The organism is Streptomyces flaveolus (assembly GCF_000716535.1).
GTDB lineage: Bacteria > Actinomycetota > Actinomycetes > Streptomycetales > Streptomycetaceae > Streptomyces > Streptomyces flaveolus_A.
In genome coordinates this window covers 27,494-40,808 of record NZ_JNWV01000037.1, presented here as the reverse complement: position 1 = coordinate 40,808, position 13,315 = coordinate 27,494, and the positions used below count along the sequence as shown (strand labels likewise).

At 71.6% G+C, this 13,315-nt stretch carries 12 protein-coding genes; 6 read left to right on the top strand and 6 right to left on the bottom strand.

The genetic code is table 11. The features are described from left to right. Positions 1–2 precede the first annotated feature (2 nt). The 3 genes from OO52_RS34870 to OO52_RS34860 all read right to left on the bottom strand — a co-directional run bounded on the left by OO52_RS34870 (position 3) and on the right by OO52_RS34860 (position 3,049). Positions 3–368, bottom strand: coding sequence for a cupin domain-containing protein (locus tag OO52_RS34870; RefSeq protein WP_030649910.1), 366 nt, complete (start codon positions 366–368; stop codon positions 3–5). 33 nt (positions 369–401) lie between these two features. Continuing rightward, positions 402–1,700 carry a lysine N(6)-hydroxylase/L-ornithine N(5)-oxygenase family protein gene (locus OO52_RS34865; protein ID WP_030649915.1) on the bottom strand — a complete coding sequence of 433 codons (1,299 nt, stop codon included), beginning with the start codon at positions 1,698–1,700 and terminating at the stop codon, positions 402–404. A gap of 89 nt (positions 1,701–1,789) precedes the next feature. Continuing rightward, positions 1,790–3,049 carry an ATP-grasp domain-containing protein gene (locus tag OO52_RS34860; RefSeq protein WP_030649918.1) on the bottom strand — a complete coding sequence of 420 codons (1,260 nt, stop codon included), beginning with the start codon at positions 3,047–3,049 and terminating at the stop codon, positions 1,790–1,792. Positions 3,050–3,225: 176 nt separating this feature from the next. Between OO52_RS34860 and OO52_RS34855 the strand changes: the two genes are divergently transcribed. The 5 genes from OO52_RS34855 to OO52_RS34835 all read left to right on the top strand — a co-directional run bounded on the left by OO52_RS34855 (position 3,226) and on the right by OO52_RS34835 (position 8,035). Then, on the top strand, positions 3,226–3,558 hold the full coding sequence (locus OO52_RS34855) for a hypothetical protein (RefSeq protein WP_030649919.1): 333 nt from the start codon (positions 3,226–3,228) through the stop codon (positions 3,556–3,558). A 2-nt stretch (positions 3,559–3,560) separates the two neighbouring features. After that, positions 3,561–4,946 carry an FAD-binding oxidoreductase gene (locus tag OO52_RS34850; RefSeq protein WP_030649923.1) on the top strand — a complete coding sequence of 462 codons (1,386 nt, stop codon included), beginning with the start codon at positions 3,561–3,563 and terminating at the stop codon, positions 4,944–4,946. A gap of 67 nt (positions 4,947–5,013) precedes the next feature. Continuing rightward, a complete protein-coding gene (locus OO52_RS34845) occupies positions 5,014–6,414 on the top strand; it encodes an MFS transporter (RefSeq protein WP_030649926.1) in 1,401 nt (466 codons plus the stop codon). Between the two features lie 218 nt (positions 6,415–6,632). After that, positions 6,633–7,499: a dimethylargininase gene (gene ddaH / locus OO52_RS34840; RefSeq protein WP_030649929.1), complete on the top strand. Its 867-nt coding sequence runs from the start codon at positions 6,633–6,635 to the stop codon at positions 7,497–7,499. A 32-nt stretch (positions 7,500–7,531) separates the two neighbouring features. After that, positions 7,532–8,035, top strand: coding sequence for a YbaK/EbsC family protein (locus tag OO52_RS34835; RefSeq protein WP_030649932.1), 504 nt, complete (start codon positions 7,532–7,534; stop codon positions 8,033–8,035). 196 nt (positions 8,036–8,231) lie between these two features. On the opposite strand, the gene OO52_RS34830 is transcribed toward OO52_RS34835, so the two are convergent. From OO52_RS34830 to OO52_RS34820, 3 genes are all read right to left on the bottom strand, one after another. After that, positions 8,232–9,506: a cytochrome P450 family protein gene (locus tag OO52_RS34830; protein ID WP_030649935.1), complete on the bottom strand. Its 1,275-nt coding sequence runs from the start codon at positions 9,504–9,506 to the stop codon at positions 8,232–8,234. Positions 9,507–9,746: 240 nt separating this feature from the next. Continuing rightward, on the bottom strand, positions 9,747–10,724 hold the full coding sequence (locus OO52_RS34825) for an NAD-dependent epimerase/dehydratase family protein (RefSeq protein ID WP_030649938.1): 978 nt from the start codon (positions 10,722–10,724) through the stop codon (positions 9,747–9,749). A gap of 422 nt (positions 10,725–11,146) precedes the next feature. Beyond that, positions 11,147–12,127 carry a ScbA/BarX family gamma-butyrolactone biosynthesis protein gene (locus OO52_RS34820; RefSeq protein WP_078877266.1) on the bottom strand — a complete coding sequence of 327 codons (981 nt, stop codon included), beginning with the start codon at positions 12,125–12,127 and terminating at the stop codon, positions 11,147–11,149. A 170-nt stretch (positions 12,128–12,297) separates the two neighbouring features. Here OO52_RS34820 and OO52_RS34815 point away from each other — a divergent pair, with 170 nt between their 5' ends. Next, positions 12,298–12,978: a ScbR family autoregulator-binding transcription factor gene (locus OO52_RS34815; protein WP_030649944.1), complete on the top strand. Its 681-nt coding sequence runs from the start codon at positions 12,298–12,300 to the stop codon at positions 12,976–12,978. Positions 12,979–13,315 lie beyond the last annotated feature (337 nt).

The following is a 13,315-nucleotide window of genomic DNA, read 5'->3' as shown; positions in this document are numbered from 1 at the left end:
ACTCAGGCCTCCCGGGCGTGGCGGTGGGTGAAGCGGTCGGCCATCTCGGCGTCCCACCAGACGCTGTACATCTCGAAGTCGGCGCCGGAGTCGTTGACGACGCGGTGCTCGCGGTGCGGCGGGAAGTGGACGATGTCGCCGGCGGTGAACGGCACGCGCTCGCCGCCGGCCTCCAGGAACGCCTCGCCGCGCAGGGCGATGAAGATCTCGTGCTCGTGGTGGGAGTGGGCGGTGGACGCGGTGCCGGGGCGGATGACGCACCAGGAGCCCTCGAAGGGGGCGTTCAGCTCGGGCCAGGGCAGCAGACGCTGGGCGTCGAGGCCGTTCTCGTGGGTGAGACCGGCGCGGTCGAGGTGCTTGATGAGCATGTCGTCTCTCTGCTGGGTGGGAAGCGGCGGCGGTCAGGCCGCGGCGAGGGCGGGCTCACGGTCGTCGGCCGACCGGCCGGCGCGGTGCGCGAGGATGTCCTCGGTGATCTCCGCGGAGCGTGCGGCGAGGACGCTGAGCAGGGAATCGGCGATGCCGTGGGTGGCCTCGTTGACGCCTTGGAGGTAGCAGGCCGCGGCGCCCTGACGGCCCGTTTCCAGGCGGTAGTTGCGCGTGACGGCGATCCGGTCGAGGCCGAGCGCGCCACCGAGCGCGCGCACCATCCGGGGCATCTCGCGGACGAACCCGGTGCCGAGGAGCACCAGGTCGCAGCGCAGCTCGCGGGTGGCGGATGTGCGGCGGTCGGTGAGCGTCAGGACGATGTCGTCGCCGTCGGTCGTGGCGCCGGTGATGTCGGTCATGGTGATCATGCCCAGGCGGTCGGAGCCGGTGCGCCGGTCCTGGTAGAACTGCCGGTAGAGCGAGTCGAGGGTGGCCGGGGCCAGACCGCCGTAGTTGGAGCGGTGCATCTCGGCCAGCAGCTGGCGGCGGGCCTCGGGCTCGGCGCCGTAGAACTCGTCGACGAACGACGAGTAGAACAGCTCGTTGGTGAACTTGCTGCTCTCATAGCCGTTGAGACCGATCGAGCGCATGATCATCGTCGGCCGGCAGCCGGGCAGGTCCCGCAGGGCCGCGCCGAACAGCTCGGCCGCGCTCTGCGCCCCGCCCACCACCGCGACCCGCGGCGGCCGGTCCGCCGGCACGCCGGCGATGCGCCGGGTGTACTCGGTGGAGTGGACGACCCGCTCGGCCGGAAGCCCCTCGAACACGGCGGGCACGTGCGCGTCCCGTCCGGCGCCGATCACCAGGTAGCGGCAGCCGATGGTCTCGCCGTCCGTGAACCCGACGGTCCAGCCGTCGACTTCGCCGTCCGCGCCGTGCACGGGCGTGACCGAGGTGACGGCACGGCCGTACTCCACCCGCGTCCGCTCCAGCGAGTCCGCCACCCACTGGAGGTACTCGGATATCTCGCTGCGGTACGGCACGAAGCTGCCGAGGTTGACGAACGCGTCGAGCCGGCCGCGGGCGTGCAGGAAGCTGAGGAACGAGAACTCGCTGCGCGGGTTGCGCATCGTGACCAGGTCCTTGAGGAAGGAGACCTGGCTCAGGGCGTCGGGGAGCAGCATGCCCCGCTGCCATACGACGTTCTCCTCGCGCTCGACGACGAGGGCCTGGTCCGCGAGGTCGGGGGCCAGTTCCTCCAGCGCGACCGCGAGGGCGAGGTTCGCCGGACCCGCGCCGACGGCGAGCAGTTCGACTGTGCGGTGTGCCATGTGGTTCTCCTCAGAGGGGTCGGCGGTGTGGTTCCGGGGGTGGGGTGGGCCCGGTTCACGCCGGGCGGTCCCGGGCCGGTGGGCCCGGTTCACGCCGGGACGGGCACGGTCAGCGGCTGCCCTTCGAGGACGACCAGGGCCGCTGCCGCGTCCAGGCGGCCGGTGGTCTGCCCGGGGTCCGCGCCGGCGACGATGACGTAGGAGTGGCGGGAGAGGTAGCCGTTCGGGGGCAGCCTGAGTTCGGTGCCGGGGCCGGCCATCGTCTCGGCGGCGAGCAGGCCCTCGGCGTCGGCGGGCGGGGTGACCGAGCGGACCACGCAGTCCTCGGGCGGGTAGCCGAAGCGGATGCCGACCGTGCGGCGCTCGGTGTCGGTGAAGTCGGGGCGCTGTCCCAGCGCGGCGCGCACGGCGGCGCGGGCCGGGTCGATGCCGGTGGCGAGCTGCCCCAGGCGCGGGATGAGGTCGCCGCCGAGCCGCCCGTTGATCTCGACGATGACCGGACCGCGGGCCGTCAGCTTGACCTCGGCGTGGGTGATGCCGAAGCCGTAGCCGATGGCGCGGTGCGCGGCCCGCAGCATCGCCAGCAGTTCCGGATCGGTGCGCAGCGGGTCGTCCGCGGCGACGTGGTGGCCGATCTCCTCGAAGTAGGGGAAGAGGCCGACCTGTTTGCGGGCCACGAACATCGGGTGGTACTCGCCGTCCACGACGGCCGCGTCGACGCTGATCTCGGGGCCTTCGAGATACTCCTCGACCAGCGCCCCGCCGCGGTAGGAGACCGCTCCGATCCGGCTGGACTCGTCGGCGGTCCGGAACGCCCCGGCGACCTCGCCGGCGTCCGCGGCGAGCACGACGCCGATGCTGGCGCCCATGCCGCGCGGCTTGACGACGACCGGGTAGCCGATCTCCTCCGCCGTCGCGAGGGCCTCCTCGGCGGTCTCCACCCAGGCGTACCCGGGCTGGTCGACGCCCGCCTCGGTGAGCAGCCGGCGGCTGCGGTACTTGTCCCGGCAGCCCTCCACACCGTCCACGCCCGCGCCGGGCAGGCCCAGTGCGTCCGCCACGTGCGCGGTCGTCACGATCAGGGTCTCGTCCCAGCTCAGCACGCCGCGCACCGTGACGCGCCCCGCCAGCTCCCGGGCGGCCGCGAGCACCGCGTCCCGGTCGGTGAGGTCCACGACCGTGTGCCCGCTGAGCCAGGGTGTCTGCCAGTCGGGCGCGTCGTCCGTGAACAGCCAGACCGGGTGCGTCGCCGCGGCACCGGCCAGCAGGTACTCGCGGTACTTGCGCAGCCCGCACCCGATGAGCAGGATCACGCCCTTCGCGCCCTCGCCGGCGCTGTTGTCGTCCACGCGCTGATCGCCTCCTGAATCCGAGTGACAGTGCGATTCCACGGGGCGCGCGGGTTGCCCGAAAGCCATGTCCGAGCTGGACAATCAACCCGGACGCGACCCGGGTTCACGTCCGGTTGATTGGCCGTCCGGCGCGGCCCTTCCGGGCAATCCCGCCCGCCTGTTCCATGGCTGACGTGATCAACTACGACGGCAAGCGATTCCGGAAGGTCCTGGCCGACCCGGCCGACGACGCGCCCATCGCGCTGTACCGGCAGCGGGGCGATCTGGTCTGGGCCGAGTTCACCGGCGGCGACGTGCGGCGCGGTTCCCTGGCGGGGACCCGCGACACGGACGGTGTGATCAGCTTCTCGTACAGCATGGTCCTCGACGACGGCCGGGTGATCTCCGGCCACAGCGTCAACACCCCCGAGGTCCTGGCCGACGGCCGGATACGGCTGCACGAGCGCTGGGAACGCTACGGCGCCCACGCCGCGAGCGGCGTCTCCTCCATCGAGGAGGTGCGCTGACCGTGGCCGGCGTCGACTACTCCCGGCTGGCCGGCGAGGTGGAGGGGCGCGTCTTCCTGCCGGGCACCCCCGGCTTCCGCGTCGGCTCGCACCTGTTCAACACGCGCTACAGGCACCGCGCCCCGGCCGCCGTGCTCACCGCGGCAAACACCGCGGACGTCCAGCGGGCCCTCGTCTGGGCGCGCGAGCAGGGCGTCCCGGTCGTCGCCCGCAACGGCGGCCACAGCTTCGCCGGTTACTCCGTGGGCGACGGCCTGGTCATCGACCTCAGCCGGCTCACCCAGACCCGTGCCGACGGCTCCACCGGCCTGGTCGTCGCGGGCGGCGGGGCCAAGATCAGCCATGTCTACGACGCGGTGCAGCCGTACGAGATGGTCTTCTCCACCGGCACCAGCCCGACCGTCGGCGTCGCGGGCCTGGCGCTCGGCGGTGGCGCCGCCTTCGCCGCCCGCCGCTACGGCCTGACCGCCGACGCCCTGGTGGAGACCACCGTGGTCCTCGCCGACGGCTCCCTCGCGGTGGCCAACGAGCGGGAGAACCCCGACCTGTTCTGGGCCTGCAAGGGCGGCGGCGGGGGCAACTTCGGCATCAACGTCTCTCTCACCTTCCAGGCGCACCCCGTCCCGGACGTCACCACCTTCCACGTCACCTGGAAGTGGCCGGACGCCGCCGCCGTCCTGGAGGCCGGCCAGCGGATGGTGCAGGGGGCGCCGGACGACTTCGCGGCCCGGCTCGGGGTGTGGACGCACGGCACCGGGCTCGGCGCGATCCGGGACAACGCCGAAGTCACCCTCCAGGGCCAGTACTTCGGCCCCGCGAGCGAGTGCCTGCAGATCCTGGACCCGGTCCTGACCGCGGCCACCCCGGTGTCCCGGCAGGTCACCGAGCGCACCTTCTGGGAGGCCAACAAGTACATGGTCCACGCCACCTCCGGGGACCAGTTCGCGCTCCGCTCCAACTACATCCGCGAGCCGCTGTCCGCCGACGGCGTCGAGACCATGCTGTCCTGGGTCGAGCGCTGGCCCGGCAGCCACAACGCCGACGGCGGCGGGGTCGGCCTGTTCTCCTGGGGCGGCGCGATCAACCGGGTGGCACCGGACGCCACCGCCTTCGTCCACCGGGACACCCTGTTCCTGGTCTCCATAGACACCTCCTGGACGGACGACGACGGCCCCGACCGGGTCGCCGCCAACCTCGACTGGCTGGACGGCCTGCACGCCGCCATGGCCCCGCACGTCACCGGGTCCGCCTACCAGAACTTCGTCGACCCGGAACTCACCAACTGGCGCGAGGCCTACTACGGCGCCAACTACGGGCGCCTGGTTCAGGTGAAGCAGAAGTACGACCCCGACGGGTTCTTCTCCTTCGACCAGGCCGTCGGTTCCTGACACCCCGGCCCGCTCCGGGCTGCCGAACGCCCGGCAGGGTCCCCCTCCCCCCTACGAAGGTGACGCGATGAGTGTGTCCAAGTCCAAGGAGAACGCCGGGCCCGGCGTCCTCGACGCCCTGCGGGCCACGCCCCGCTCGGTCCGCTACCTCCTCGGCGGTGTGCTGCTCAACCAGCTCGGCGCCTTCGTGCAGACCTTCCTGGTGCTGTACCTGACGCACCGCGGGTACGGCGTCGACAAGGCGGGCTTCCTGCTCGGCGCCTACGGCGTGGGCGCGGTCGTGGGCACGGTCCTCGGCGGCGAACTGACCTCCCGGCTCGGCAGCCGCAACACCATCACCACGGCGATGAGCTGCTCGGCCGTGCTGGTCTTCCTCATCCCCTGGCTGGCCGACCCCGGCGACTACCCGTTGCTGCTCGGCGTGGTCGTCGTCCTCGGCCTGATGACACAGTCGTACCGGCCGGCCGCCTCCGCGCTGCTGAGCGACCTGATGCCGGCCGAGTTCCGCGTCATGGGCTTCTCCATGCTGCGCATCGCCATGAACATCGGCGCCGCCGCCGGGCCGCTGCTCGCCGCGGCCCTCATCCAGGTCGACTGGAACCTGCTGTTCTGGGTGGACGGCTCGACGGCACTGGCCTACGCCCTGCTCGCCGCGGTCCTGCTGCCCCGGCCGGCCTCGGCCCCCGGCGGGGGGGACCCCGGCGCCGCGCGGGAGGCCCACCGCTCGGCGTACGGGACCATGGTGCGCGACCACCGCTTCCTGCTCTACCTGACCTCCATGCTGCTCAGCGCCCTGGTGTACGCCCAGTTCTTCGCGGTGCTGCCGGTCGACCTCGACGAGGCGGGCCACTCCACCTCCCTGTACAGCGGTGTGCTGACCCTGTCCTCGGCCCTGCTGATCAGCTTCGAACTGGCGGTGACGGCACGGATCAGCCGCTGGCGTGCGAGCACGGCGGCGACGGTGGGCACGTTCGTCTACTGCCTCGGCATCGCCGGGTACGGCCTGCCCGGCAGCGTGCCCGCGCTGGTGCTGCTGACCACCGCCGTCAGCGTGGGCGGTCTCATGATCAGCGGGCCGACCCTGTGGGCGCACCCGGCGAAGGCCGACGAGAAGGTGCGCGGCCGGTACATCGCCGCGTCCCAGACCGTGTTCGGCCTCGGCTCGGCGGTCGGCCCGGCACTCGGCATGCTGATGTGGACCCACTACGGCGACGGCGTCTGGGCGACCTGCGCGGTCCTCGGCACGGTGGCGGCGGCCCTGGCCTTCGCCGGCCTGCGGTCGTCGGACGAACCGCCGGACGCGGCCGAGCTGACGGACCTGGCAGAGGCGGACCTTGCCGAGACGGACCTGGGCGAGCGGACGGGCCCCGCTGAGGAAACCCTCGCGGCGGAGGACGCCGACGGGGCGCGCGTGAGCGTCGCAGCCGAGGGAGCCCCCGGCGAGTCCGCGGTCCCCAGCGGACGCTGACCGACCGCCGCCTCCGCCCCCGGCCCGCCCCACCACCTCGCGCGGGCCGGGCACCCACGGCACCCCCGCACCCGCTGTCCGCCTCCCTCCCCCGAACCAGGCCTCCCTCCCACCCCGAACCAGGCCTCTCCGGCTCACCACCCGTGAGCCCCCTCCCCTCACCACCCGTGAGACCCGTCCGTACCTCATCACCCATGAGCCAAGCCGAAGGAGCAACCGTGCCGGTCACCGACACCATCGCGCCCAGCGTCTCGACACACCCGGCGGAGCGGCGTACCCGGACCGCCACCCGCCGCAGGCTGCTGATGTGCCGGCCCCGGCACTACGACGTCACGTACTCGATCAACCCCTGGATGAACCCCGGCCGCGGCACCGACACCATGCTCGCGGTGCGCCAGTGGGAGCAGCTCCGCGACCTCTACCTCGAACTGGGCCACAGCGTCGAGGAGATCAAGCCGGTCGAGGGGCTGCCCGACATGGTGTTCGCGGCCAACGGCGCCACCGTCGTCGACGGCAAGGTCTTCGGCGCCCGCTTCCGGCACGCCGAACGGACCGCCGAGGGCCCCGCCTACCTGCGCTGGTTCGAGGAGCGCGGCTACCAGGACGTGCTCTGGCCCGAGCACATCAACGAGGGCGAGGGTGATCTCCTCACCGTCGGCCGGCGGATACTGGCCGGGACCGGCTTCCGCACCGACATCCGCGCGCACGCCGAGGCGCAGGAGTTCTTCGGGCTGCCGGTCACCTCGCTGACGCTGGTCAACCCGAGGCACTACCACCTGGACACCGCCCTCGCGGTCCTGTCCGACGACGAGATCATGTACTACCCCGACGCCTTCACTCCGGGCAGCCAGGCCGTGCTGCGGGCGCTGTTCCCCCACGCGGTGATCGCCACGGCCGAGGACGCCGCCGTCTTCGGGCTCAACGCCTTCTCCGACGGACGTCATGTGCTGCTGCCGACCGCGGCGGAGGGACTGCGGGCCCAGTTGCGTGCCCGTGGCTTCGAACCGATCGGGGTCGAGCTCACCGAACTGCTCAAGGCGGGCGGCAGCGTCAAGTGCTGCACGTTGGAGCTGCGCGACCGCTGAGCCGCCGCCACCTCCTCGAGAAAAGGATCGCCATGTCCTCCGCTCTCGCGACCGCGGACAGCCGTACCCGACTGCTCGACCTGCTCACCAGGGGCGACGCCCGCTACCGCCTGCTGCACCACGCGCCGCAGGGACGCACCGACCTGGCCAGCGCGCTGCGCGGCCACCGCTTGGACCAGGCCGCGAAGAGCCTGGTCATCAGGGTGGCGCTGAGCAGCAAGCGGCGTCGGTACGTGATCGCGGTGGTACCCGGGGACCGCAGGGTCGACCTGCCCGCGCTCACCGCGCTGTACGCCGGCCGGGAGGCGTCCTTCGCGGCGCGGGAGGTCGCCGAACGGCTGACGGGCTGTGTCAGCGGCTGCATCATGCCGTTGAGCTTCGACCCGGAGCTGGAGGTGGTCGCCGACCCGGCCCTCTTCGCGCACGAGGAGATCTTCTTCAACACCGGACGCCTCGACGAGTCGGTGGCACTGCGCACGGAGTGCTACCGGGCGCTGGTGGCACCCCGCGTGGCCGCCGTCACCAGCGGCACCTGACGAAGGGCCCGGCTCCGAAGACCTTCAAGGGGCCGCGGAGCAGGTCGACGCGGGTGACGGTGCGTGCGGTCCAGGTCGAGCGTGCGGTGCGCGGCGCGCTCGGCCTGAGTTCCGTCTCCGCCGTTCCTGAGTTCCGTCTCCGCCGTTACGGCCGTCGCGTCGGGCCGCGTCAGAACCCGTGACCTGTTTCCGGCGGCTACTCCCGCCCGAGGCGCACGGGCACCTCCTGGTGTCCGTTGGAGATGAACGACTCCAGTGGGCGCAGTTCGTCGGCGGGGACGGCGAGTTGGAGGGTGGGGAAGCGTTCGAAGAGGGCGGAGAGGGCGATGGTCGCCTCCAGGCGGGCGAGCTGGGCTCCCAGGCAGTAGTGCACGCCGTGGCCGAAGGAGAGGTGCTCGCTGCGGGTGGCCCGGGTGACGTCGAAGCGGTCGGCGTCGGAGCCGTGGATGTCGGGGTCCCGGCCGGCGGCGGCGTAAGAGATCATGATCGCGTCGCCGCGGGGGATGGCGACCCCGCCGATCTCCAGGTCGTCCACCGCGTACCGGAGCACGGAGTGTGCGCCGGGGGCGTCCAGACGCAGGGATTCGTCGACCACGTCGTCCCAGGTCGCCCGTCCGGAGCGGACGAGGCCGAGTTGGCCGGGGTGGGTGAGGAGCCGGGTGACGGCGTTGTCGAGGAGGTTGACCGTGGTCTCGTATCCGGCGGTCAGCAACAGGATGAGGTTGTCGGCGAGTTCCTTCTCGCTCATCGGGCCGTCCTGGTCGTCGCGGGATGCGACCAGGTCGGTGGTCAGGTCGTCGCCGGGGGACCGTCGCTTGAGGGCCACGAGGTCGTTCATGGCCGTGTAGAGGCGGGTGATGTTGCGCAGCGCCTCCTCCTTGGACGAGGTGGTGGCGAAGAAGCCTTTGATGATGTGGAGCAGTTCCCCCCGGGCGGTTTCGGGCACGCCGAAGAGTTCCGAGACGACGCTGCTGGGCAGGGGGTGGGCGAAGTGTTCCCGGAGGTCCACGAAGTCACCGGGCGGGCCGGCGGCGAGGTGGTCGGCCAGGCGGTCCAGGAGTTCGCCGACGATCTTCTCGACGCGGGGGCGGAGCGCGTGCACACGGCGGACGCCGAACGCGCCGGCCACGGGGCGGCGCAGGCGGGTGTGCTCGGGGCCGTAGGCGGTGACCATGTTCTGTACGGAGACCCAGATCGACAGCGGCCAGTCGGCGGTGACCTCGCCGTTGATCCAGGCCGGCCAGTGCCGGTAGGCGTCCTTGGAGACGCGCGGGTCGAGCAGGACCTGCCGGATCAGGGCGGCGCCGGTGACGGACCAGGCGTGTACGCCGCCGGGGAGTTCCACCCGGGTCACGGGACCGCGGGTGCGCAGGTGACGGATCTCGCCCTGGATGTCGCTGCCGGTGGGGTCGATCGCGAACGGGCAGCCGGCGGGCTGCTGTCGGGTGGTGGGAGCGTGCGTGGGCTGCATGTATGTGTCCGCTTTCTCAAGGGAGAGGCGTCATGAAGGCGAAGGACGCGAAGGCGAAGGACGCGAAGGCGAAGGACGCGAAGGCCTAGGACGTGAGGGCGGAGGGGCGTGAGGGCGTGAGCGAAGCCGGGGACGACCCGACCACGACCGTCACGCCCCGACCACGACCGGCCGACCCGGCCTCGGGCCGGAGCAGACCAGGGCTGGAAAGACGGCCCCTGGACTACTCCGGCCAGGACCTCATGCCGTAGCCGTCGCCGGGATCACGTCGGTGTCGGTCAGGTGCCGGCGGTACCACGGTGCGCAGGCTGCGAAGTGCTCCGTCACCGCAGGGCCCGGTGTGACGCCGGCGAGCTTCCAGAGCGAGGCGCTGTCGAACCAGTGGTCCACACCCAGCTGGGCGAGCCTGCGTGCCAGCGGTGCCTCGCCGGCGGCGGCGAGTCGCTCCAGGGCGGCGGACGGAGTCATGTCCCCCCGCGGCAGGGGCAGGTCCAGGTGCCGGCACAGCACGGTGACGAGATCGCGCATGCTGACCGGGGCGGGGTGGGCCGGGTGCAGTACGGCGGAGGCGGGAAGCCGGTCCGGCCGGGTGGCCAGGGCCGCCGTGACGCGCGCCAGGTCGTCGACGGAGATCAGTGACAGCCTGGCCCTGCCGCCGTTGATCCAGTGCGGCAGCCGCGTGATCATGCGGACCAGGGCGGGGACGAACCAGCGGTCGCCGGCGCCGTACACGAGGTGGGGGCGCAGGACGATGCCGCCGGCGGTGAGCACGCTTCGGTCGCCCGCCTGGCGGGAGGCGCTGAGGACGGAGAGCGGGCGCACCGGTGGCCGCGCCTCGCCGCGGTGCGGGCCCAGGCCGTAGACGGCCGCGGTACCGAGCCGGACGATGCGCCGGACGCCGCTGTGCCGGGCCGCGGTGACCAGGGACGCGGTGCCCGTGGCGTTGACGGCCTGCGCGGTCACCGCGTCCTCCGTGATCGCCGACGCCAGGTGCAGAACCGTTCTCACACCGGTACAGGCGGCACGCAGGACGACCGGGTCGGTGACACTGCCGCGGACGGTCTCGGACTGAGCGGCGCAGCACTCCGGAACGTCGGTGCGGTGCGCCAGCAGGCGCAGCCGCGGGCGCGCCGGGTGGTCGCGCAGATGGTGGACGACCCGGTGCCCGACGAAGCCGGTCGCGCCGGTGACCAGGATGGTGGTGCCGGTGTCGGTCATCGACGCCTCGCGGGGAGGAATCGATCGCGCCGGTTTGCGAAAGAGACAAGACAGTCTGTGGCCCGACGGCCGGGCATTGCTTGGTTGTTGCATAGACTGTCGTCACCTGCTCGGCGTGAAGGGGAGGGGCGCGAACAGGGATCAGGCGGATGCTGTGCCGTTCGGCCGATGCCGTCGGCCGTGAGGGAGTACGTCACGGAATCGGTTCCTTTGCGGAAGGGGAATCGTGATCGTGGACGTCGCGGTGCGCCGCGCCGCGTCGGCGGGCTTCGGCGGTGCGTGCCGGAAGCCGACGCACCCGGACGGATGACGTCAGTGCACGGGCGTGCGTACGGACCGCGGGACGGGAACAGGGAGCGGTCGACGAGGTCGGGAACGCGCTCGGCTGCCCGTGAGGAAAGGGCGGAGTACGGTGCGGACGGTCAGGCTGGTACGGCGGTGCCGTCGAGCAGCGCCGCGAACACCAGACGGCCGTTCTGGTGGGCCGTGATCTCGATCGCCGGCGGCTGGGCCGCGTCGGCGGGCCTGGTGCGGGACTCGATCCAGCACGGGGCGTCGTACTCGACGTAGCCGAGGAAGCACACCTTTGCCGAGGTGTGGTGGTAGACGGCCGGGGCCACGGTGGCGTTGGCGGCCTGGAGCGCCGCCTCCAGCAGCACCATGCCCGGGAAGTGGTCGTTGCGGTGGTCGAACAGGGTCGGATGGCCGAAGTCGGCCCGCAGTTGCCACCGTCCCGCGATGCCGCCCGCCTCGGACGCCGGTTGCGGGGCCGGCGCGAGGAGCACGTCCATCGGTCTGGCGCGGCCGACCCGGCCGGGCGGTACGGGATCCGGTTGGACCGGCGGCGCCTCTGTCTGGAGGCGGTCGCCGCGCAGTCTTCGGTATGCGGCAGGGCTGATGATGTCGAACCGGCCGCCGCCCTCGCCCACGACGACGCCGTCGCGGCGCAGGGTCATCCGGCAGGTCATGCCGCCGAGCAGCCGGCCCCGGTGGCGGAGGTCCGAGCAGACGGCCTCGACCTCCATGCGGCGCGGTTCCCCGGCCTGCGCCGCGGGACACGGTCCGCTGTACTCCATGTCCCACATGATGAAGTGATGGCCGAGCGGTACCTCGTAGGCCGCGTGGGCGAGGAGCAGACCGCACTGCCGGATGGTCTCGGCCAGCAGTGTCGCCGCTCCCTTACCGGCCTCCCCTGTGTAGAAAGGGTGGTCTTGAGGCCAGTCCACGGTGATCAGATACCGGTTTTCGGTCAGAGTCCGCCAGGCGACAGGCAGAACGTCCGGCAGTTTCGAGCGGTGTACGAGCTCTTTCGCGACCGGATAACCAGCCGCATCTGGCGATATGTCCGGTCTTGCGGTTGCAGGTCTCAGCCCTTTTCGGGCAGCCGTGAGTGTCACCTGCATGCCTTCCCCCTAGGTATGCGGAATTCGTGCTCTAGTTCTGCACCGAGCGGACGTAACATACGTGTAAGCCAGTATGTTGCTCAACCGATTGTCTCACATGGTGAGATAAACAGGCTGTTACGACTGGCTCACTGCACGGAACGACAGGTCAGTGCCCGGAGGTACCAACCATGGCTACGCACGAACGCGGTCTCGCGACCCGACGAATGATCCTGGAGGCGGCCGGGTCCGTCTTCGCTGAACGCGGGTACAGCGCCGCGACGGTCGCGGACGTCCTCAACCGGCTGAACCTCACACGCGGAGCCGTCTACTTCCACTTCTCCTCCAAGGAGGAGCTGGCCAGGACCGTCCTCGCCAGTCAGGCGGACATCCGCACCGTGGACCGGCACATCAAACTCCAGGAGCTCATCGACCTGGGCGTCGTTTTCGCGTGTCAATTGACACGTGACCCCGTCCTCCAGGGCAGCGTCCGGCTGTCGCTGGAACTGGACTCCGTGGGCCTCGACCGCCGGCTGCCGTTCCAGAGCTGGGTCGACCGCAACCTGCTGCTCCTGCGGGAGGCTCAGGAGCGCGGCGAGCTGCGGCCACACGTGGACGTGCAGGAGACGGCGGAACTGCTGTGCGCGGGATTCACCGGCGTACAGATGTTCTCGCAGGTCATGAGCGGTTGGAAGGACCTGGAGGAGCGGGTACGGGCGCTGCTGCGCAACGTCCTGCCCAACATCGCGGAGCCCTCGATCCTGGTGCAGCTCGACCTGAGCGAGGACCGCGGGACCAAGGTCGGCGCGGAACTGGCCGCCATGGCGGCGGCCGAGGAGGCCCGCGCGGACGAATCGAAGGGCGTCGACTGAGCCCCCTCCCCGACCGGACAACCGGAGCCCGCCCCTCGGAGCGGGCTTCTCTTGTTGCCCACCGGATGCGTACCCCAGCCTTCCGGATGCCCATCGGCCAGGCCGGCAACCGGAGCCACGCCGTCCGGACACCGGTCACGCCCGACCGATCCGGACCTACCCCATCCGGATATCGACCAGCCGATCCGATCCGGACCCGCATCATCCGAATGCCGGCCCCCACACCGGATCCGGAGCCACACCATCCGAACGCCGGCCGGCCCGACTGATCCGGATCAGCACCATCCGGATACCGGCCGGCCCGACCGTATCCGGACCCATACGCTCCGAATTCCGG

Excerpts from the sequence above, each read along its gene's own strand:
- OO52_RS34865 (WP_030649915.1), bottom strand. The coding sequence starts at position 1,700 with ATGGCACACCGCACAGTCGAACTGCTCGCCGTCGGCGCGGGTCCGGCG.
- OO52_RS34815 (WP_030649944.1), top strand. The coding sequence starts at position 12,298 with ATGGCTACGCACGAACGCGGTCTCGCGACCCGACGAATGATCCTGGAG.
- OO52_RS34830 (WP_030649935.1), bottom strand. The coding sequence starts at position 9,506 with ATGCAGCCCACGCACGCTCCCACCACCCGACAGCAGCCCGCCGGCTGC.
- OO52_RS34835 (WP_030649932.1), top strand. The coding sequence starts at position 7,532 with ATGTCCTCCGCTCTCGCGACCGCGGACAGCCGTACCCGACTGCTCGAC.
- OO52_RS34845 (WP_030649926.1), top strand. The coding sequence starts at position 5,014 with ATGAGTGTGTCCAAGTCCAAGGAGAACGCCGGGCCCGGCGTCCTCGAC.
- OO52_RS34820 (WP_078877266.1), bottom strand. The coding sequence starts at position 12,127 with ATGCAGGTGACACTCACGGCTGCCCGAAAAGGGCTGAGACCTGCAACC.
- OO52_RS34870 (WP_030649910.1), bottom strand. The coding sequence starts at position 368 with ATGCTCATCAAGCACCTCGACCGCGCCGGTCTCACCCACGAGAACGGC.
- OO52_RS34825 (WP_030649938.1), bottom strand. The coding sequence starts at position 10,724 with ATGACCGACACCGGCACCACCATCCTGGTCACCGGCGCGACCGGCTTC.